Annotated in this window: 21 protein-coding genes; 8 read left to right on the top strand and 13 right to left on the bottom strand. The window is 51.0% G+C overall.

Going from position 1 to position 20,785, the window contains the following annotated elements; genetic code table 11:
- From ACJAZW_RS11675 to rpsF, 7 genes are all read right to left on the bottom strand, one after another.
- Window positions 1–428, bottom strand: a 428-nt coding sequence (locus ACJAZW_RS11675) for a CvpA family protein (protein WP_415158270.1), incomplete at its 3' end; no start/stop codon positions are given.
- 79 nt (window positions 429–507) lie between these two features.
- Entirely contained in the window at window positions 508–1,905 is a 1,398-nt protein-coding gene (radA, locus tag ACJAZW_RS11670) for a DNA repair protein RadA (RefSeq protein WP_415158268.1), read from the bottom strand.
- Window positions 1,906–1,908: 3 nt separating this feature from the next.
- Window positions 1,909–3,033: an alanine racemase gene (gene alr, locus ACJAZW_RS11665; RefSeq protein WP_415158266.1), complete on the bottom strand. Its 1,125-nt coding sequence runs from the start codon at window positions 3,031–3,033 to the stop codon at window positions 1,909–1,911.
- Entirely contained in the window at window positions 3,033–4,511 is a 1,479-nt protein-coding gene (locus ACJAZW_RS11660) for a replicative DNA helicase (RefSeq protein ID WP_415158264.1), read from the bottom strand. Before ACJAZW_RS11660 ends, alr begins: the two co-directional genes overlap by 1 nt.
- Before the next feature lie 178 nt (window positions 4,512–4,689).
- Window positions 4,690–5,286 carry a 50S ribosomal protein L9 gene (rplI, locus tag ACJAZW_RS11655; RefSeq protein WP_415158262.1) on the bottom strand — a complete coding sequence of 199 codons (597 nt, stop codon included), beginning with the start codon at window positions 5,284–5,286 and terminating at the stop codon, window positions 4,690–4,692.
- A 72-nt stretch (window positions 5,287–5,358) separates the two neighbouring features.
- Window positions 5,359–5,613, bottom strand: coding sequence for a 30S ribosomal protein S18 (rpsR, locus tag ACJAZW_RS11650; RefSeq protein ID WP_415158260.1), 255 nt, complete (start codon window positions 5,611–5,613; stop codon window positions 5,359–5,361).
- Between the two features lie 13 nt (window positions 5,614–5,626).
- On the bottom strand, window positions 5,627–5,995 hold the full coding sequence (gene rpsF / locus ACJAZW_RS11645) for a 30S ribosomal protein S6 (protein WP_415158258.1): 369 nt from the start codon (window positions 5,993–5,995) through the stop codon (window positions 5,627–5,629).
- 382 nt (window positions 5,996–6,377) lie between these two features.
- Between rpsF and ACJAZW_RS11640 the strand changes: the two genes are divergently transcribed.
- The 8 genes from ACJAZW_RS11640 to gmk all read left to right on the top strand — a co-directional run bounded on the left by ACJAZW_RS11640 (window position 6,378) and on the right by gmk (window position 13,288).
- Window positions 6,378–6,827 carry a GNAT family N-acetyltransferase gene (locus ACJAZW_RS11640; RefSeq protein WP_415158256.1) on the top strand — a complete coding sequence of 150 codons (450 nt, stop codon included), beginning with the start codon at window positions 6,378–6,380 and terminating at the stop codon, window positions 6,825–6,827.
- 45 nt (window positions 6,828–6,872) lie between these two features.
- Entirely contained in the window at window positions 6,873–7,817 is a 945-nt protein-coding gene (gene fabD, locus ACJAZW_RS11635) for an ACP S-malonyltransferase (protein ID WP_415158254.1), read from the top strand.
- Window positions 7,818–7,853: 36 nt separating this feature from the next.
- On the top strand, window positions 7,854–8,591 hold the full coding sequence (fabG, locus tag ACJAZW_RS11630) for a 3-oxoacyl-[acyl-carrier-protein] reductase (protein WP_415158252.1): 738 nt from the start codon (window positions 7,854–7,856) through the stop codon (window positions 8,589–8,591).
- 213 nt (window positions 8,592–8,804) lie between these two features.
- Window positions 8,805–9,041 carry an acyl carrier protein gene (locus tag ACJAZW_RS11625; protein WP_269392120.1) on the top strand — a complete coding sequence of 79 codons (237 nt, stop codon included), beginning with the start codon at window positions 8,805–8,807 and terminating at the stop codon, window positions 9,039–9,041.
- A 23-nt stretch (window positions 9,042–9,064) separates the two neighbouring features.
- Window positions 9,065–10,333, top strand: a complete 1,269-nt coding sequence (gene fabF, locus ACJAZW_RS11620; RefSeq protein ID WP_415158249.1) for a beta-ketoacyl-ACP synthase II — start codon at window positions 9,065–9,067, stop codon at window positions 10,331–10,333.
- Between the two features lie 105 nt (window positions 10,334–10,438).
- The gene (gene mltG / locus ACJAZW_RS11615) at window positions 10,439–11,551 is read left to right on the top strand and encodes an endolytic transglycosylase MltG (RefSeq protein WP_415158247.1); all 1,113 of its coding nucleotides are present in this window, start codon (window positions 10,439–10,441) and stop codon (window positions 11,549–11,551) included.
- A 60-nt stretch (window positions 11,552–11,611) separates the two neighbouring features.
- Window positions 11,612–12,505 carry a YicC/YloC family endoribonuclease gene (locus tag ACJAZW_RS11610; RefSeq protein ID WP_415158245.1) on the top strand — a complete coding sequence of 298 codons (894 nt, stop codon included), beginning with the start codon at window positions 11,612–11,614 and terminating at the stop codon, window positions 12,503–12,505.
- Between the two features lie 141 nt (window positions 12,506–12,646).
- Window positions 12,647–13,288, top strand: a complete 642-nt coding sequence (gmk, locus tag ACJAZW_RS11605) for a guanylate kinase (protein WP_415158243.1) — start codon at window positions 12,647–12,649, stop codon at window positions 13,286–13,288.
- 346 nt (window positions 13,289–13,634) lie between these two features.
- On the opposite strand, the gene rsmA is transcribed toward gmk, so the two are convergent.
- The 6 genes from rsmA to ACJAZW_RS11575 form a co-directional block, all read right to left on the bottom strand.
- Window positions 13,635–14,486 (bottom strand): 16S rRNA (adenine(1518)-N(6)/adenine(1519)-N(6))-dimethyltransferase RsmA, encoded by an 852-nt coding sequence (rsmA, locus tag ACJAZW_RS11600; protein ID WP_415158241.1) that lies wholly within the window; start codon window positions 14,484–14,486, stop codon window positions 13,635–13,637.
- On the bottom strand, window positions 14,483–15,502 hold the full coding sequence (pdxA, locus tag ACJAZW_RS11595) for a 4-hydroxythreonine-4-phosphate dehydrogenase PdxA (protein ID WP_415158239.1): 1,020 nt from the start codon (window positions 15,500–15,502) through the stop codon (window positions 14,483–14,485). Before pdxA ends, rsmA begins: the two co-directional genes overlap by 4 nt.
- Window positions 15,503–15,508: 6 nt before the next feature.
- Entirely contained in the window at window positions 15,509–16,411 is a 903-nt protein-coding gene (locus ACJAZW_RS11590; RefSeq protein WP_415158237.1) for a SurA N-terminal domain-containing protein, read from the bottom strand.
- Window positions 16,412–16,499: 88 nt separating this feature from the next.
- Window positions 16,500–18,797 carry an LPS-assembly protein LptD gene (locus tag ACJAZW_RS11585; RefSeq protein WP_415158235.1) on the bottom strand — a complete coding sequence of 766 codons (2,298 nt, stop codon included), beginning with the start codon at window positions 18,795–18,797 and terminating at the stop codon, window positions 16,500–16,502.
- Complete coding sequence (locus tag ACJAZW_RS11580) at window positions 18,794–19,870, bottom strand: LptF/LptG family permease (protein ID WP_415158233.1); 1,077 nt, start codon at window positions 19,868–19,870, stop codon at window positions 18,794–18,796. The genes ACJAZW_RS11585 and ACJAZW_RS11580 overlap by 4 nt, the downstream gene beginning before the upstream one ends.
- Window positions 19,863–20,785 (bottom strand): LptF/LptG family permease (locus tag ACJAZW_RS11575; RefSeq protein ID WP_415158231.1); only part of this gene is annotated, 923 nt, incomplete at its 5' end. The genes ACJAZW_RS11580 and ACJAZW_RS11575, both read right to left, overlap by 8 nt.

Raw genomic sequence — 20,785 nt, 5'->3', positions numbered from 1 at the left:
AGCATAGGCATAGTTTTGCTTTCTTTGCCCCAATCATCAACAACAGACTTAAACAGCCATTGGCCGAAAATCAAAAAGACAACCGCAATCAAAATACCGCGCAACCCACCGAAGATGAAGCCGAGGGATCGATCCAACGGGCCGATTTTGCTGTCGCCAACAAGGTCGGCAATCCACATCGTCAAAAGGTGCAACACGATGAGCGCCACAATAAAACTCACAATGACCGTGGCAATATCTGCAACCAATGGTTCACTAACATATTGGCGGGCAAGGTCTGGGTAATTTGCAAACATCCACCACGCAAAAAGGGCGGAGCCGCCCCAAGTTGCGAGCGACAAAATTTCGCGGGTTAAACCCCGCATGGTCGCCAAAAGGGCCGAAATAAGTACAATCAAGCCAACGGCGATATCAAAAGCAGTAATCATTTTAAGAAAAGTCCCTCACGAAAACTCAGCGTTCGAATTTGCAGTTCATTTAAACGCAATTGGCGTCAATGCCAAGCACTCACTCTTTATCTTTGTTTATGGGGCGCTTGGCGCGCGAGGCGATTTGCGCCACCAAGTCGGCCAATTGCTTAAAGCGGCGCGTCTCAATTGCCCCATCTTTGTCCTTATCTTTGCCAAACGCGGTCACGGCCAAATTGAAGCCGAGCTTGTTGGCTTCCTTCAACCGTGTTTGGCTGTGCGATACAGGACGGACACCGCCAGAAAGGCTGACTTCGCCGAAATAAACAGCATCTGCTGGCAATGGCGCATTGGTCAGTGAAGACACAAGTGCCGCCGCTACGGCCAAGTCCGCCGCAGGTTCAGATATTTTTAGGCCGCCAGCAACGTTGAGGTAAATATCATTTGCGCCAATGCGCACGCCGCAATGGGTTTCCAAAACAGCCAATACCATCGAAAGGCGCGACGAATCCCACCCCACAACCGCGCGACGCGGCGTACCGAGCGGGGAAGGGGAAACCAAGGCTTGGATTTCCACCAAAACGGGTCGTGTGCCCTCCATGCCGGCAAAAACGGCAGAACCGGAAGCTTCTTTGTCGCGCTGATCCAGAAATAGGGCAGATGGATTGGCGACTTCGCGTAAACCTTCGGATGCCATTTCAAACACGCCGATTTCGTCAGTCGCCCCATAACGGTTTTTCACGGCGCGCAAAATTCTAAAATTATGTCCCGCGTCGCCTTCAAAATACAACACCGCGTCGACCATATGTTCAACCACACGTGGACCGGCTATTTGCCCGTCTTTGGTCACATGCCCCACAAGAACCACCGCCGCGCCTGATTTTTTGGCAAAACGGGTCATGGCTTGAGCGCTGGTACGCACTTGCGTCACGGTACCCGGTGCACTGTCCACGCGCTCGGTCCACAAGGTCTGGATGGAATCGATGATCACCAAGTCCGGCTTGCCCGCAGATTCCAAAGTGGCCAAAATCGTTTCCACATGGGTTTCACTGGCCAGCCGCACAGGGGACTCTTTGACGCCCAGCCGCGATGCCCGCATTCGCACTTGCGCAATGGCTTCTTCACCTGAAAAGTACACAACATTAAGGCCTTGATTGGCCAGCGCCGCTGCGGCTTGTAGTAAAATCGTAGACTTGCCAATGCCCGGTTCGCCACCCACAAGAATTGCCGACCCAACCACAAATCCGCCGCCGGTTACGCGATCCAGCTCTGCAATGTTGGTGCACACCCGTTTGGCGTCTTCGCTGGAACCAGAAAGTGCAACCAACTCAACCGGGCGACCAGAAGCAACCGCTGACTTTGGCCCGCTACCAACACCGGAACTGGCCTTTTCTTCAAAAATGGTGTTCCATTCGGCGCAGCTTTCACAACGTCCTGCCCATTGTCCTGTGACGTTGCCACAAGATTGGCAAACATATTGCGCGCGGTTCTTGGCCATAGATTATTCGATCTCGCTACCAAGATAGGTGCGATGATACCGACCTTTGAGCGACGTCAGGATTTCGTAGCCGATGGTACCTGCCGCATCCGCCAAATCGTCAACCAACACGTTTGGACCGAGCACTTCAACCATTTCCCCCGGCACCGGGCCGTTATGTCCAAAGGCTGTGACATCGACTGCCACAACATCCATCGAAACCTTGCCCAACACAGGTACCAAGTGACCATTTATGGCCAGTTTTGCACCCTGGTGAGAATTTGAACTGCTGGCAGAGCGCAAAAAACCATCTGCATAGCCAAGCGAAATGATGGCGATGCGGCTGTCGTTTTGCAACGTATATTGTGCGCCATAACCCACAGATTCACCTGTTTTGCCATCGCGTACTTGTAGAATTGGCACCTCTAAACTCACAACTGGCGTCAACGGGTTATTTCGACCCGCAATGGCGCGGCCGCCATAAAGCGCAATGCCAGGGCGAACCAATTGGAAATGATTGGCCTTATTTGCCATCAAACCGGCTGAGTTTGCCAACGAAGCCGGGGTATCCGGAAAATGCGCCATGATCGACTGGAACAGCGCCAATTGCGTACGATTTTTTTCGTGATTTTGAATGTCAGCACAACAAAGGTGGCTCATGATCACTTGCGGTTGATAGCCAGAACGCTGCATCTGCTGGCGAACCCAGTTGATATCGCTCATACGAAAACCAAGTCGATTCATCCCTGTGTCGAAATTGAGCGCCGCCGGATAGGCTTCACCCCGTTGCACACAAAAATTCAACCACTCGTCTAGCATCGCCATGGAATGCAAAATCGGCATAAGCCGTTGCGCAGCATAAAGATCGGATGTGCCGGGCCAAAGGCCGCCAAGAATAAAGATATGCGCGTTTGGCAAAGCCTGGCGCAACACCAACCCCTCTTCTGGGTTCGCGACAAAGAAAAATTGCGCTCCAGCACGCGATAGCGCTTTCGCCACAGGCTCGAGGCCAAGCCCATAGGCATTTGCCTTCACCACCGCCCCGGTCAGGGTACCAGGTGAAATTTTATCAAGCGCCGACCAGTTGCGACCTATCGCGTCGAGGTCGATCCGTAAATGCCCAGAGCTGATTGCGCCAAGTTGGTCCATTAGTCGAGCTGTTCCGGCAAGTAGTCTTCCCGTGCCAAATTGCCAAACCGTGTAAGGTTGGCGTTAAAGTGCAGTTGCACGGTGCCTGTGGGGCCGTGACGTTGTTTAGAAATGATCACCTCAGCGCGTCCAGCCACTTGTTCCATCTCCGCCTGCCAAGTGAAAAACTCCGGGGTGTTTTCTTTTGGCATCTTATTCTTCAAATAATATTCTTCACGATAGATGAACAACACCACGTCGGCATCTTGTTCGATAGAACCTGATTCCCTCAAGTCCGACAACAATGGACGTTTGTCGTCCCGCGATTCAACCTGCCGGGAAAGCTGGGAAAGGGCGATGATTGGCACTTCCAATTCCTTCGCCAAGGCTTTCAAGCTCGTGGTAATTTCTGTCAGTTCTTGCACACGGTTGCCCGCGTTCTTTGAGGAACCAGACAGCAGCTGCAAATAGTCAACGATCATCAAATCGAGGCCTTTTTGACGCTTTAGGCGACGGGCGCGCGCGGCAAGTTGGGAAATGGCCAAACCACCAGTATCATCAATATAAAGCGGCGCTTTTGACATTTGTTGCGAGGCTTCAACCAATTTCGAAAACTGGCTTTCATGGATTGAACCGCGTCGAATATCGGACGACGAAATGCCAGCTTGTTCTGCCAAAATACGGGTAGCAAGTTGTTCGGACGACATCTCGAGTGAGAAAAAGCCAACAACACCACCATTTTTGGCCTTGATGGTGCCATCAGGCAAAGTCTCGGGCTCATAGGCCTTCGCGATATTAAACGCGATGTTGGTCACAAGCGATGTTTTACCCATCGCCGGACGTGCAGCCAAGATTATCAAATCTGATTTCTGTAGACCGCCCATCACGCGGTCCATGTCGCTGAGGCCCGTCGCTGTGCCCGAAAGTCCCCCATCGCGTTTGAAAGCCTCACCCGCCAAATTGACCGCATCACGCAAGGCGGTGTCAAAATTGATGAAACCGCCGTCATATCGCCCCTTTTCAGCCAGCTCAAACAGGGCCTTTTCGGCTTCTTCAATCTGGATGTTCGGCGGCGTATCCACATCAGCCGTGTAGGCTTCGTTCGAAAGGTTGTCACCAACCTCAATCAGTTTGCGGCGGATCGCTAAGTCGTAAATTGTTTGTGCGTAGTCAGAAGCGTTGAGAACGGTTGTGGCCTCTGCCGCCAACCGCGCAAGATATTGGGACATCGACATGTCGGTCGTAAACTCATCAGGCAAAAAGGTCTTGGCGGTAATCGGGGTCGCGCGTTTGCCAGTGCGTATAATCTTGGACAGAACCTGATAGACGTCAGCATGAACCTGCTCGTAGAAATGTTCTGGCAGCAAGAAATCCGAAACGCGGTCAAACGCCTCGTTATTGACCAATATCGCGCCCAAAAGCGCTTGCTCGGCTTCCACATTGTGGGGCGCAAGACGATATTCTGCCTCTTCAGGATGTAATTGCTGCACCGCTTCCATTTCCGCCTCCAATTACCTCCCACTGTTGACCATCAACCGCATACGTACAAGCAAAACAAAATGCTCAACTTCGATTGTATTCGATTCGAGCCAGCTGCGTTGTGATTAGTGGGGAAAAACTGTGCCAATAAAAAAGGCCGGGCGAACCCGGCCTTCAAAAGTCAAACAACAAAGTGACTTACTCTGTTGTTTCTTCTTCAGTTGATTCGTCAGCAGCGGCTTCTTCACCCGCTTCTTCGGTATCTTCTTCAACTGCCGCCACTTCTACGATTTCTTCATCGTAAGAAACAACAGTCATGTCTTCACCAGTTGCTTGACGTACAGCTTCGTCAGTTGAACGGGCAACGTTGACGATGATTGAGGAATCAACTTCAGCATGCAAAGTCAAAACAACATTGTGCAAGCCAACATTTTTGATTGGCAAAGCCAAATCAACTTGTGATTTTGTGACTTCGATATTGTCAGCGGCCAAAGCTTCCGAAATATCGCGTGATGAAACTGATCCATAAAGAACTCCAGTTTCGCCAGCTTGACGGATAATGGTTACTTTGCGGCCGTTCACAGCTTCAGCAACAGCCATCGCTGAATCGCGACGTTCTGCGTTGCGCTGTTCAATTTGACCACGCTCTGCTTCAAAACGAGCACGGTTCGCATTATTGGCGCGAAGTGCTTTGCCTTGAGGCAACAAGAAGTTACGTGCAAAGCCGTCTTTAACAGTTACTTCATTGCCGATGGTGCCAAGGCGACCAACGCGTTCAAGAAGGATAACTTTCATTTTATTTCTCCATTGCTGTCCCGCTATCAAAAGCGGTTAGGGGAACAAAACGCCCCAACGCCCAAACTGGGCTTAGCTCACCACGTAAGGCAAAAGACCAAGGAAACGCGAACGTTTGATCGCGCGGGCCAGTTCACGTTGCTTCTTCGCAGAAACGGCGGTGATACGGCTTGGAACAATTTTGCCGCGCTCTGAAACATAACGTCCCAAAAGGCGAACATCTTTATAGTCAATTTTCTGGGCGTTTGCACCTGAGAATGGACAAGTTTTGCGACGACGTTGGAACGGACGACGTGCTTGAGAAGTAGTTAGATCACGAATAGCCATCTTTTAAATCTCCTTAGAAGCGACGTGGGCCGCGACGTTCACCGCGATCAGCGCGGTCGTCACGTTTTTGCATCATTGCAGAAGGACCATCTTCGTGTGTGTCAACACGAACAGTCATGAAACGAAGAATATCTTCGTTGATGCGCATTTGACGCTCCATTTCAGCAACTGCGGCAGCAGGCGCGTCAATGTTGAGCAATGTGTAATGCGCTTTGCGGTTCTTGCGAATCCGATATGTCAGAGACTTGAGGCCCCAATATTCGGTTTTGCCGATGGTGCCGCCGTTTGATGTGATCAATTCGCTAATAGTCTTCGTCAGCTCTTCAACTTGTGCAGTTGAAACGTCCTGACGAGCCATGTAGATATGCTCATATAGTGGCATATAAATCGCCTTTGTTTGTTGTTACGTACCTGTTCACCCGCCGGCGCAAAGCCAATTTGGAAACCAACAAAAGGCTCCAAAAGAATTTCACAAAGAGCGGGAACACGGGAGGCCGATACCGTTCCTGATATCATTCGGTCTGAATAAACAAACCGACCCTCCGTTCAGCCCCCGGCCAAACGAACTGGCGCTACCTACATTGCCTTGACTTGGAATGCAAGCCTTTACCCCTAAATGCCCCCCAAAATCCGCCTGTTTGGAACTGATCCGTGCATAAAAACGCACAAAACTTGCGCCAAGCGGATTGGCTGACATAAAATGCCTGCTGTATGATCGCGCATTCTTTCATGAATTGCGCGTTCGCATTTTAAAGAGGCCAAATATGTCGCAAGTTGAAGTTCGCAATGTTGAGAAGGGCGATCGCACCAAATGGGGCGAGCTCTATGGAGCATATGCGCGTTTTTACAATTCTCCTCAAACCGACGACATGCGGGACATTGTTTGGGCATGGCTGCAAGATGATGCCAAAAGCCTGTTTGGCCTTGTTGCAACGGATGAGAGGGGTGAAATTGTTGGCATCGCGCATTGTCGAGAATTTGCGCGTCCACTTGCTGCCAGCACCGGCCTGTTTCTCGATGATCTGTTTGTTGATCCTAAAAGCCGGGGGTCCGGCGCGGCTGAAGCACTGATCGCCCACCTGCGCAAACTGGCTGTGGATAACAACTATTCGATTGTGCGCTGGGTGACGGCGGACAATAATTATCGCGCCCGCGGCCTATACGACCATGTGGCACGCAAAACGGACTGGCTAACCTACGATATTCAGCTATAAGGCGGCACAAATTCCCAATCATTATCCTGATATGAGGCGGCAAGAATGACAAAAAGAGCACTTACTTTTCCCGGACAGGGCAGCCAGGCTGTGGGCATGGGGCAAGACCTCGCTAATGAATTTGCTGAGGCACGTGCGGTTTTTGCAGAAGTAGATGATGCGCTTGCAACCAAACTGTCCAAAATCATGTTTGAAGGTCCGGACGAGACGTTGCGTCTCACAGAGAATGCCCAACCGGCCTTGATGGCCGTTTCGATGGCTGTTGTGCGGGTTTTGGAAGCCAAAGGCGTCACAATTGCAGATATCGCAGATTATGTAGCGGGACATTCTTTGGGCGAATATTCAGCGCTTTGTGCGGCCGGTTCGCTTTCAATCTCTGATACAGCGCGCCTTTTGCAAACACGTGGCCGCGCCATGCAACAAGCGGTGCCGGTGGGCGAGGGTGCCATGGCCGCTATTTTGGGGTTGGAGCTTTCAGAAGTCGAAGAAGTTGCAGCGGCTGCCGCGCAAGGCGGCGTTTGCGACGTGGCGAACGACAATGCGCCCGGACAGGTCGTTGTTTCGGGCGGTGCATCAGCTGTTGAACGCGCAATTGAGCTCGCTAAGGCAAAAGGCGCAAAACGTGCATTATTGTTGCCTGTTAGCGCGCCATTTCATTGTTCACTGATGGGCCCTGCCGCTGAAGCTATGGAAAGCGCTTTGGCAAATGCAGATCTTGTGGCACCACTTGTGCCACTGGTTTCTAACGTCTTGGCATCGCCAATCAGCGATCCACAAGAAATCAAACGCCGTTTGGTGGAACAAGTGTGTGGCAAAGTGCGTTGGAGCGAAAGCGTGGCTTGGCTCGCAGGCGAGGGCGGCATTGAGGAATTGGCAGAGTTGGGCACAGGTAAAGTGCTCTCAGGCCTTGCACGTCGCATCAATCGTGATGTAAAGGCAGTGCCTTTGAATACAGGGGCAGACATTGAAGCCTTTCTGGCTTCATTGTAATTCTAAAGAATTGAATTGATGGGAAGTGCGACAAGAATGTTTGATCTATCCGGTAAACGTGCATTGGTTACGGGCGCAAGCGGCGGCATTGGTCGCGCAATTGCGCAACAACTGGCGCAAGCAGGCGCAGAGATTGCGCTTTCGGGCACACGCGTTGAAAAGCTTGAAGAAGTTGCGGCAACGATTTCTGGCAAAACGCATATCGTGCCGTGCAACTTGTCAGACCTTGAAGCTGTCGATCAGTTGATCCCATCTGCCATTGCAGCAATGGGGGGCTTGGACATCCTCGTCAATAATGCGGGCATTACCCGCGACAATATTTTCATGCGCATGAAAGACAGCGAATGGGATGAAGTGATTGCGGTTAATCTGACCGCTGCTTTCCGATTGTCGCGCGCCGCAGTTAAAACCATGATGAAACAGCGCGCGGGCCGGATCATCGGCATTACGTCAGTTGTGGGCGTTACGGGCAATCCGGGCCAAGGCAATTATGCGGCATCCAAAGCGGGTTTGATCGGTATGTCAAAAGCAATCGCGCAAGAGGTGGCAAGCCGTGGCATCACCATCAACACCATCGCGCCGGGTTTTATTACATCTGCGATGACGGATGAATTGAACGACAAACAACGTGACGCAATATTGACCAAGATACCTGCTGGTCGATTGGGCACAGCCGACGAAGTCGCAGCAAGCGCTGTGTTCTTGGCAAGTGAAGAAGCGGCGTATATTACTGGGCAAACCATTCATGTGAATGGCGGAATGGCGATGATCTAAAAGACGTGTTTTGGCCACATGTTGCAGCAATGTGCACAACATGGTGAACCGATGTGGTCAAACGCTTCAAAGTATGATAATGCCCCCAACCAACACGGCCCCAAAGACCGATAGTTGGCTAAAATGTGGGTTGTCCACATTGGGGAACTTGTAATCATGACGGCTCAATAGTAAGTCGTTAGGTAGAATTAAATTGGCGAAGAGGAATAAAATATGAGCGATGTATCAGATCGCGTTCGCAAGATCGTTGTTGAGCATTTAAATGTTGAAGCTGACAAGGTTACAGAAAAAGCCAGCTTTATTGATGATCTTGGCGCGGACTCGCTCGATCAGGTAGAGCTAGTTATGGCGTTTGAAGAAGAATTCAGCGTTGAGATCCCTGATGATGCAGCCGAAAATATCCAAACATTCGGCGATGCGGTTTCTTTCCTTGAGAAAGCTGTAAACTAACATAACAAGCTGCGAGTGCCTGTATGATTTTACGTAGGGTTGTCGTTACCGGCGTGGGCATCGTATGCCCACTCGGTTCTGGCGCTGAAACAGTTTGGAGCAACATTCTTGCTTCAAAAAGTGGTGCAGCACCGGTTACAGGTTTTGAAGCAGATGATCTGGCTTGCCGGATTGCTTGTCAAATTCCAATGGGTGACCAATCTGAAGGCAAATTCAATCCAGATGATTGGATGGAACCTAAAGAGCAACGTAAAGTCGATCCGTTCATTGTGTACGGAATGGCAGCAGCCGGTCAGGCGCTTCAAGACAGTGGTTTTGAAGCCAAGACCGAAGAGCAAAAAGAACGGGCCGGTGTTCTCATCGGCTCGGGCATTGGTGGCGTAGGTGGCATCTATGAAGCTTCCATCACCCTCAAAGAACGCGGCCCGCGCAAAATCAGCCCATTTTTTATCCCCGGCAGATTGATCAATCTTGCGTCCGGCTATGTCTCCATCAAACATGGCCTTAAAGGCCCCAACCATTCTGTGGTAACGGCTTGTTCTACCGGCGCACACGCCATTGGCGACGCGGCGCGCATGATTGCGCTTGACGACGCAGACGTGATGGTTGCCGGTGGCACAGAATCTCCAGTTAATCGGTTGTCGCTTGCAGGCTTTGCCGCCTGCCGAGCGCTATCAACTGGTTTTAACGACCAACCCGAAAGAGCATCGCGACCCTACGACAAAGACCGTGACGGTTTTGTGATGGGCGAGGGCGCGGGCATTGTTGTTTTGGAAGAATATGAACATGCCAAGGCCCGCGGCGCAAAAATCTATGGCGAAGTCGTTGGGTATGGATTATCTGGCGATGCTCACCACATCACCGCACCCGCCTTGGATGGCAATGGCGGTTACCGTTCAATGGCAGCCGCGCTAAAACGAGCCGGCATTTCCGCATCGGAAATTGACTACATTAACGCACACGGCACATCGACCCCGTTGGGTGACGAAATTGAACTTGGTGCGGTGACGCGACTATTGGGTGATGCCGCGTCAAATGTCGTTATGTCTTCGACCAAGTCTGCCATCGGGCATTTGTTGGGCGCTGCGGGCGCTGTTGAAGCTATTTTTAGTCTGCTGGCAATGCGGGATAATATGGCACCGCCGACCATCAATTTGGACAACCCATCCGTTGTAACGCAGATTAACTTGGCCGCTAAGTTGCCGGTTAAGAAAGAAATCAACGTTGCCTTGTCGAATTCATTTGGGTTTGGTGGCACAAACGCGTCCTTGATTTTCCGGACAGCAGATTAAAAGGTCTGCATAGTCCGTAAAATTCACGACTTCCCCTTGTTTTGCCGCATTCATCGCACCAAAATGCGCACTAGATTTTCATCAAATTCGTGAGTACATAAAACTGTGGCCAAGCGCGTAAAAATAAAGAAAAAGAAGAACGGTTTCATCCAAACGCTTAATGCCCTGCTGACGCTAATTGTCATTGGCATGGTGGTCACGATTGGACTTGTCTATTTTGGCCTTACCAAGTTCCACGAGCCAGGGCAAATTGCCCAGGATACCGTTTTCATTGTACCTGAAGGTGCGGGGCTAAATGCCATCGCGGGCAAGCTTGAAGACGAAAAGATTATCAACAACCGCTATGTCTTCCGGTTTGGCGCAATAACAACTGAGTTAAATGGCGGGTTGAAGCGCGGCGAATACTTGCTGCCAGCAAATGCCAGTATGCGCAAAATTCTCGACACGCTGGTTGAAGGACGTCCAATCCAATATAGCGTTACAATCCCTGAGGGGTTCACCTCCTGGCAGGCGGTTGAACGCCTAAATTCCAATGCAGATTTGACAGGTGAAATTGCTGACCTTCCCGCTGAAGGCACGTTGCTGCCAGACACTTATTCGTTTGAGAGCGGCAGTTCTCGTGTCAAAATTATCGAAGAAATGCTGAAGGCCCATGATGAAGCTGTTGCTAAGATTTGGGAATCTCGTCAACCAGACCTGCCCATAAAATCGATCGAAGAAATGGTCATTCTCGCGTCAATTGTCGAGAAAGAAACAGGAATATCCAGCGAACGACCACAGGTTGCCGCTGTCTTCATCAATCGACTGAACAAAGGCATGCGCCTGCAATCTGACCCAACCATCATTTATGGCATCAACAACGGCCAAGGCTCACTCGGGCGTGGTTTGAAACGTTCAGAGATTGACACAAAAACAGACTATAACACCTATCAGATTGATGGATTACCAATCGGGCCAATCTCCAATCCAGGTATCGATTCTTTAAAAGCAGTCGCCAATCCTGCACAAACTGATGCGCTCTATTTCGTTGCCGATGGCACCGGCGGTCATGCTTTTGCCGCAACTTACAAGCAACATCAAAAAAATGTTGCCGCGTGGCGCAAGTTCGAAAAAGAGCAACAGGCCGCAGCCGAACTTGCAGCAAAACAAGCGGCCGAAGAAGCAGCCAGCGCTGCAAATGCTGATGGTGATGGTGATGCAGCAAAAACTGACAACTAGTCCGTAGCTACATTTTGGGGGGCTGCGGCCCCCAAGTAGTGAGGCAAAGGAATGCGACAAATGATCAAACCACTGGCAAGCATGACAGCATTTGCGCGCAGTTCAGGCGTTGCCCAAGGGTGTCGTTTTGCAATTGAAATCAAAACGGTCAATTCACGCGGGTTAGACATGCGATTGCGCGTCGCACAAGGGTTGGATGATCTTGAACATTTGATTAGGAAGCGGATTTCAGATCGTCTTAATCGCGGCGCGGTCAATTTTTCGTTGAACGTGACAAATGAGAACGCGCAGACCGAAGTCACCGTTAACGAGCAGGCACTTGGCACTGCGCTGGACGCCATTGACACATTGGCTGGGCGCATTGAGGCAGATCGACCTCGGCTAGACGGCATATTGGCGCTCAAAGGCGTGTTGGAAGTCAAAGAGGCCGAGTTGAGTGAGGCGGCAAAAGTTGCGCTTAAAGAGACCATTCTGAGCGAGGTAGATGTCGCGCTTGATGATCTTGTGGAAGGTCGCCGTTTGGAAGGCGCACAGCTGCTTGACGTCATCTTGGAACGCCTAAGCGAAATTGAACAGCTTACCGCTGCGGCCGAAGAGAACCCGTCCCGTAGCCGTGACGCCATATTGGCGCGATTAAAAAGTCAGGTCGAACTGCTGGCAAACTCCGATGCAAGCCTGTCGCAAGAACGGTTGCATCAAGAGGCACTTGTTTTGGCCACCAAGGCAGACATCCGTGAGGAATTGGATCGCCTTAATGCCCATGTCAAAGCTGCACGCAATCTGATTAAGCAGGGCGGACCAGTGGGGCGCAAACTCGATTTTCTGTCGCAAGAATTCAACCGCGAAGCCAACACGCTTTGTTCAAAAAGCAACAATGTTGACCTCACCGCAATTGGTTTGGACCTCAAGGCCGCTATTGATCAGCTGCGCGAGCAGATCCAGAATATCGAATAAATCTGGTCCTCAATGCACAGAACTTTGGTGGGTATTCGCCAATAGGGGTTGAAATTTCCAAAACTATCGGCATGTTCTGCAAAGGCGCTATCTTGTCCGCGCACCCACTATTCGTTTCAATTGACTGGTTGGATTTGGCCCATGTTTCAACGCCGCGGCATCATGCTTATCCTTTCTTCGCCTTCAGGGGCAGGCAAAACCTCTATATCGCGCGCGATTTTGCGCCAGGATGAGAATATCCAACTCTCTGTCTCCGTCACCACGCGGCCCAAACGGGCCAATGAAGTGGATGGGGTCGACTATCACTTTAAGACAGTCGATGAATTCACCCAAATGCGCGAAGCCGGCAAGTTGCTAGAGTGGGCCGAGGTGCATGGCAATTTTTATGCCACACCTAAAGCGCATATCGATGAACTGCTTGCGGCAGGAAAAGACGTTCTTTTTGATATCGATTACCAAGGAGCACTGCAATTATACGACACATGTCGTCCCGATATTGTCGGTATTTTCGTGCTGCCGCCAACGATTAAAGAGCTTAAACACCGGCTTGAAAGAAGGGCCGACGACAATAAAGATGTGATTAATAGACGGCTAAAAACGGCCCGACAAGAATTGCTCGAATGGGACAAATATGACTATGTCATTGTTAACAATGATCTGGATAATAGCTGCGCTTTGGTCACCGAAATCATCGGCGCTGCACGCATTTCAAGAAGTCGTCAAACCGATTTACCGAAATTTATCAATAGCTTACAAGATGAGTTAGAATCAATTTTGCAGTAAGAAAATGTTGTCTACTAAGAATTGAATAGGCGCGTAAAATCAGGTTTTTGCGTGTGTACAAAAAAGGATCACTCTGTTACACTAAAGTTGCTACACGTTAGGCGGGTGGTTATGGGAGGAGACAATTTTCTGCTTCACCCAGAGCTGGCCATAAGGGGCTTGATGTAAGCGCTCACAATACTAGGTTCAGGCATAAATTTTGCTATGCCCGCCCGCTCGTGGTTCGAGCGGGTGTTTTGCGTTTTAGGGGAAAGTTTTCTCTAATTCACCCCCCAAAAAATAGGCACACTTTCAGCAAATTTCGCCACGCATAGATCTGGCGCGCACATAGATTAGGCGTTCATTATTATGTGGCTGAGGTCATCGCTTCATAGGCGTTTGCCATAGCAACAAACTGGTCGACACTAAGTTCCTCCGCGCGCTCGCTTCCCTTAATATCTGCGGCTGCATAAAGCGTAGCCAAATCCACATTTAAGCCTTTTAGGCTTTGGCGCAACATTTTGCGTCTTTGGCCAAACGCAGCTCGCGTGACGGCTTCCAAGCTTTTGATGTTTGGCGCAGCTTCCAGTTTTTTAGGAATCAAATGCGCGATGGCAGAACTGACTTTTGGCGGCGGAGTGAACGCGGCTGGTCCCACATTAAGTGCAATATGGGCGTCGGTCATCCAGCCGCAAAGAATGGACAATCTGCCATAGGCCTTCGATCCGGGTTGCGCGCAAATCCGGGCGGCGACTTCTTTTTGAAACATCAACGTGAGGCTTTCAAAAAGTGGTTCTTGGAATTGGCTATGCAGCCAGCCGGTTAATAGGGGGGTGGCAATATTGTAAGGCAGATTGGCGACAAGTTTGGTGGGACCGTCAGCCAGTTTTCGATAATCAATTTCCATCGCGTCGCCGCTGATGATTTCAAGGCGTCCCGGATAGGCGTCGGCAATTTCCTGCAAAGCGGGTAGGGCACGTTCGTCCCGCTCAATCGCGATCACTTTTTTTGCATCCTCCGCAAGCAGGCCGCGCGTTAACCCACCGGGTCCGGGGCCAACCTCGATGATTGTAGATTGATCCAAAGGGGCCGCGATCCGTGCAATGCGGGCGGTCAGATTGAGATCAAGCAGGAAGTTCTGTCCCAGTTCCTTCTTGGCGCGCAAATCATGTTGGTTGATGACATCACGCAAAGGCGGCAGATCGTCGATTTGGCTCATTTTACGTCCCGTGCCGTCATCTTGTCGGCCAAATTGATCGCCTCGTAAAGGCTGGTAGGTGATGCCTGACCAGTCCCGGCAAGGCTGAGCGCCGTGCCGTGGTCAGGCGACGTGCGCACAATCGGCAATCCAAGGGTAATGTTGACCCCAGCATCAAAACCTATGGCTTTGACCGGAATAAGGGCTTGATCGTGATACATCGCAACAACAACGTCATAGCCCGCCCATATGTGCGGCGCAAAAGCGGTATCTGCTGGCAACGGACCATCGACACGGATCGCATAACGCTCAGCCAACTCGTTGATAGCCGGAGAAATGATATTTATCTCCTCATCACCCATAGAACCATCTTCGCCCGCATGTGGATTGAGCCCCGTCACACCAATACGCGGCGAAGCGATGCCGAATTTATGGATCAGATCATGATGGGCAATCCGCACTGTTTCGACGATTCGACCGGTGGTCAGGCGCGAAAATACATCTTTTAACGGTATGTGGATCGTCACGGGAATGGCGCGTTTGTCTTTATGCGCCAGCATCATAACGGGGCGTGGGGACACACCATCTGCACGGCAAAGCGCCGCCAAAAACTCTGTGTGACCGGGATATTTGAATCCAGAATCATAAAGGTTTGCTTTGTGAATTGGCAAGGTCACAACAGCCCGTGCATGCCCGTCGCGCACCGCTGCAACGGCGTGCTCAATTGAAGCCGTCACCACTAAAGCATTGCCTTTATCAAGAAACCCGGGCGTATCAGCAGCCGATGCGCCAACTTCGATAACTGGCATAGCATCTGAGAACACGCTTTGTGCATCGGCAGCTGAATTCACCTGTTCAACAGCAACGTCCAAACCCAAGCGTTCAGCACGTGCACGTAGAAAAGTGGCGTCGCCATAAAGAGCAAAAACCGGTAGGCGCGTCGTCGCTCTGTTCGCGTATAACTGCAAAATAAGGTCTGGGCCAATACCAGCTGGCTCTCCAAGTGTCAGGGCTAGCGGCGGCAGTGCGCGTGACATTGGCGATTAGCGTCTTTCAATCGACGCTTCTTTGCGCAGCTTTTCAAGATAAGCGTCCGCTTCGGTTTCCAATTTTTCTGTACCAACATCATTGCGCAATTTGTTTTTCACAAATGTCAGGTCCTCTGCCGCGCTCTTTTGGCAGATGGCGAGCATTTGCACACCGTTCGCCACAGTGCGTGGTTTTGAAATGCTACCAACAGACAGTTTGGCCAGTTCGGCAGCAACCGGCTCTGCCAATTGGGTCGAATGGCGGCGGCCAAGCTTGCGGACTGCCGCATCACGATAAGACAGGGATAGTTCCACAGCGCTGTCGCAGCCATTGAAGTTTTTTCGATACTGATTGGCCTGCGCCGTGCGTGATTTTACAGACCCGCCTGCGGAATCTAAAAACAACACCTCCGTCAACATATAGTCGTAAGTCGTTGTTTCGCCTAATTTTTCTTTTGCAGCCAAGTCCAGATCAAGATCAGAAATTTTCACCTTTTGTCGCAACACGTTGGATACGACCGCTTGCCAGGCATATTGCGCCCGCAGCCGGTCCTTTAAGGTTTTGCTTTGCACACCCGCGGCGGTCAAAATTGTGTTGAGTTTCGCCACGCTGAGTTTGGCGTTGATTGCAATTCGGGTATAGGCTTGGTCGACAGCCTTTTCATTAGCCTCAAATCCCAGTCGCCGCGCCTCAGCTGTCTTCAGGGCTTCGTCGATTAACTCTTCTTCGGCCAATTTGCGGCGGTCACTGTTCGATTTGCCTCGACGCTCCAATCGCATAAAAAGGGCGCGTTGATTGATATCATAATCGGTGATGGTTTGACCGTTGACGACGACAGTGACTTTAGCGGCCTGGGCGGTGCTTGTTACTGACGTTAAACTAAGCAGTGCAATTAGGATTAAACCTATGATGCGCATTGAAAATTTCCCATAACTTGAATTTTTGGCTTGAATGCTGTGTTAGCATGAGTGCGCAACGAATGCGGCCTTTTTTGGAACATCCCAATCACAAAGTGTGATCATAGCCCAAATCGGCCAACATTTTGAGTTTTATTTTGACGCCAACCCGGTCGCCTTCGAGCCCGCCGCCGTTAGAACGGTAATAGACGCTGCCCTGGGTGTAATTATCATCGTAGGCGAGTGAGACACCATAATTGTTCACCTTGGCGCCAATAATGTCATATCTCACGTCAGCACCAACACTCCAATAATCGTCAACCGGCACACTTATATTGCCACCAATTTCATGCCGGTCGGCGCTCACGCCTGGGGCCATATCTGCGGATTGGTAAGCATAGTCGATGCCGCCAGAAAACAATTCTCCCGAATATTTTGCTGCAATCATCGCGCGGTCGATCGAGGCATCAGTTGGATTGATCAGCGCCTTGGTGCCCACCTCAACGCCGTCAAATGGTGCGCCTTTGGCCGCCACCACAATATGCGACAAACCATCATTGACCCCGGAGCCAATGCCTGTTTGGTTTGGGTTTGCAAGGGCTGCGCCGTTGGTGCCACCGATCTGGATTGACTGGCCGATGGCCAAATCAAACCAACGCCCATCTTCCAAGTCGGCGCGGTATGTCACCCCAAAGCTGGCGCGTGTGCCTGTCTCCTGCCGGTCCGTCCCCGAAAATCGGTTGAAGCTGAATAGGTTTGTGTCATCAAACACGAAACTTTGTGCATTGTCGTTGGTTATGCCAGGCGTCGAGCCGCCACCACGCGAAACCACTTGCAGTTGAGGGGTAACAAAGTGGGTTACACCGTCGCTCTTTGCCATCAATGGCCAACTAACATCTAAAGCAGCGATCGGCGTGAAAGAATGCGACACACTTGCGGGCGGTGCACTGGCAAGCCCGCTTGCCCCGTCATATTGTGCTAAATCGCCCCGAACGCCCAGATATGGTGAAACCAAAACACCTCCCGGCATGATCCACTGGTCGCGCCACGCGGCTTGCACCATCCCATGGGTTTTTTCGCCAGCAAATCCATCTACATACTCGGTGCCACCCACGCTTGATGAGGCATCAGCGTTGCGCGTAATGCGTGTGAGTTGGCCATCAAAAATGAATTCGCCAGCACCATTTGGCGCTTCAGCCACATATCGGCCGGTGATCGATGGCAGGACCTGGCCCTGCTTGGATTCATTGGTTGCGCCGCTATTGCCCAGCCCAACATAATATTCAGCCCGCGCGTCGATATAAGTGTCGTCCGTCAGCTGCGTGGCAAAAACACGTTGAGTGGCAAAACTACCTTCCCGACGTGCAATGCTGTAATCGACCGGGAAAGACCGATCAGAAAAGGTTGATGCTTGCGCGCCGGCTTTCCAGCCATTTTCGAAGGCGTAATCTGCGCTGCCTTGAATGCCTGCGCGCGCGTTCGTCTCACCCAGTCCGCCAGCAAACGCCGATGGATCAAGCTGATAAATGCCCCAAGCGTCGACAGCGTATTTACCGAACCCAATTTGCTTGTTCCAATTGAGTTCCCCAAGCACACCCTGGCGCGAGTAAAGTGTTGGGGTAACCGTAAGACCATATTCGGGTGCGCGCCAAACAAAACTCGGGTGCGTGACGGCAAGGCCTTTTTCTGAACTATAGGAAACACCTGTGCGCAGCAATTCCTCAACATCCGTCAATGATGGATCGGGCAAAGCGAGCCAAGGCAAATAGGCAATCGGAATCCCTGCGATTTTCAACCATGCATCGGTGAAATAAATGGTTTTCTTTTCGGTATCGCGCAATATGGTTGCCGAATTAATCCGCCAACCAATTTGGCGACCTTTTTCATCCACACAATTGCCGCAAGGCGTCAGCGAGGCGTCATCAAGCAGCAATGTGTTGCCGGGTCGAATTTCCGCATCAACGGCGCTTAGGCGCATGCCGTCAGCCGTTTCAAAAATCAAAGATTTCAAAAAACCCTGGCGAAATCCGCCGAACAATTCAGCATTGTCCGCAGTATATTGTTGGCCATCCGGGTCGCGCACGGCAACCGAACCAATCAAAATGACCTTGCCGGTCTTCTGGTCATATTCAACACGATCCGCCACCACCAAAAAACCATCGGACGACAAACGAACATTGCCTTGGGCGATCACTAGGGACGTGACATTATTGACGGTTAAATGATCAGCCGAAACCAGCATTTGGCTTGTGTTGGAGAACTGTTGATTAGCAAAAAAGTCAGTAGGGAGGAGCAGTTCCGCGCGTGCCATTTGAGTAGACGCAACAACAAGACCCAACACCGCTGTGGTGTTCAGTAAAACATGTCGCCAACTACTCCAACCCGCGTGGTTACGCGCTACACTCATCCATCTTCCTTCCACAACAGCACGCTTGTCCCGATAACAATTGCGACTATTGCAGGTCCCCATGCGGCCAACGTTGCATCCATCACCCCCGAGCTTCCTGCTCGTTCAAGCAATTTCGTGACAACATAAAGCACAAACCCCAGTACAATACCATATAGAACTTGTGACCCGGAAGTGCCGTGCCGCCGATAACCAACGGTAAATGCAAACGCAATTAACAAAGAACCAACAAGCAGCGCGGGCAGTGCCTCACCCCGGCGCAATTTCATCATTGCCGCAGATACGTTTTGATTGTCAAATTCAACATTCTGAATAAAATCGCGCAACGTAAAAATATCCATTTGATGCACAGATCCGAGTTGCAAATTGACTGATTCTCTTGTGGAGGTCGTTTCCAATTCAAAAGAGTTGAATTTACGCCTTTCGCCATCAGACGTTACAATTATGCCATTTTGCAGCAACCAGGATTTGTCGGCGAACGTCGCTTCTTGTGCAACGATTTGCCGTCCAAACTCTTGGCTGGCGTTGAATTGATAGATAGAAACGTCGCGCATTCTCAGGCCGTCATCGGATAGATTTTTCGTCCTTAAGAAGAACGTGCCATTGCGCGTCTTTTGCGCGATCCATTTGCCGTTTCCTTGGCTATTGAGCTTTGTTGATTCAACAACGCCCAGCTGTTCCTCAACCGCCATTTTTCCTTTCAATATGGCGGTTTCCCCCACGTAGCTGACAAAAAATCCAATCAAGATTGTGATGAGCGCAGGCACGGCGAAAATGCCCCATATTGAGACACCGCTTGATTTTGCAACAATCAACTCCCGGTTGTTTTGTAAGTCGATCAACCCCAATACTGAGCCAACCAATATAGAAATCGGCAGCAAATCGGTCGCCCAGCTTATGGCGGACAAGCCGACTGACGCCAATGTAATCAGCGGACGCTCAAACAGACCAAGATCGGGTCGGTTACCAACTTCGACCAATTCAATCAGCGCCACCAAGCAGAAAAACAAAAAGGTGACGAGCGCAATTGACCGCAGCATGTGATTGGCAAAATGCCTGCCCAACCTAAACATTCGCGGCCCCTTGCAAATCGCGAGGCACGGTCGAGAAAATCCCATGTCTCCAGCCAATAATTGCCGCCGGGATGAGCGGCAAGAGCGGGATCAAATATATCAGCAAAACAAAATTAGGATCACCGCCAGCGAGTTGTTTGGCGCTTGCGCCCAACACTTTGATGAAAACCCCGGTGGCAAGTATCACCACATCACCACTAATGTGCCGTTTTGTGCGCAAGGGGCGTGGCGTCATGGTCGCCACGAAAGCAAGTATCACCAGACTGAACAAATAAATCGAAGACGCCACTCGGTCGTGTAACAAAGCGACATGTCTTTGATTGGATAGGCCCGCCTGCATCAAGCCAAGAACCTCAAGGCTCGTCGGCTCGACAGCTGCAAACAGGTTTGATGCGGCAAGTTCTCTAACCGCAACGCTATAGGTGCCAAATTCGAGCGTCGACATGGTTTGCGTTTTTGTATTGAAGTACTGAATTGCGCCATCTTTGAGCTTGATGTAGAGCGTGTCATCCGCCCTTGAAAGTTGTGATTGAGCGGCAAATGTTGTCTGGTTTTTTTCCGGGTTGCGACTGTCGTGCAAAAAGAAGCCAAGGCCTGTGCCGTCCTCTGCGCGCCCTTCAATCATCAGCGTTAAATTTGGGGCGATGTCCGTAAATTGCCCCGGGCGGGAGGAATTGGCGATCAAATCTGCGTTGATCTCATCGGCGCGAAGGGCCGCAAGTTGGTTCGTTCTGGGCACCAATTGATGCGCCAGCGTGGCGTCAAAGATTATCCCGACAACCAAAAACAGTCCAATTGACTGCCACAATGGTTTCAACCCAACACTGCTATGCACGGGGAACAATTCTTTGCTGACTTGCAGAGCCCTAAGACCGCGGGACACGCCCAGCGCCACACAAATATACAAAATGATGC

The sequence above is a fragment of the Maritalea sp. genome, from assembly GCF_047634455.1.
Lineage (GTDB): Bacteria > Pseudomonadota > Alphaproteobacteria > Rhizobiales > Devosiaceae > Maritalea.
The sequence above is the reverse complement of the archived record's forward strand: the minus strand, read 5'-3'. Positions and strand labels throughout refer to the sequence as shown.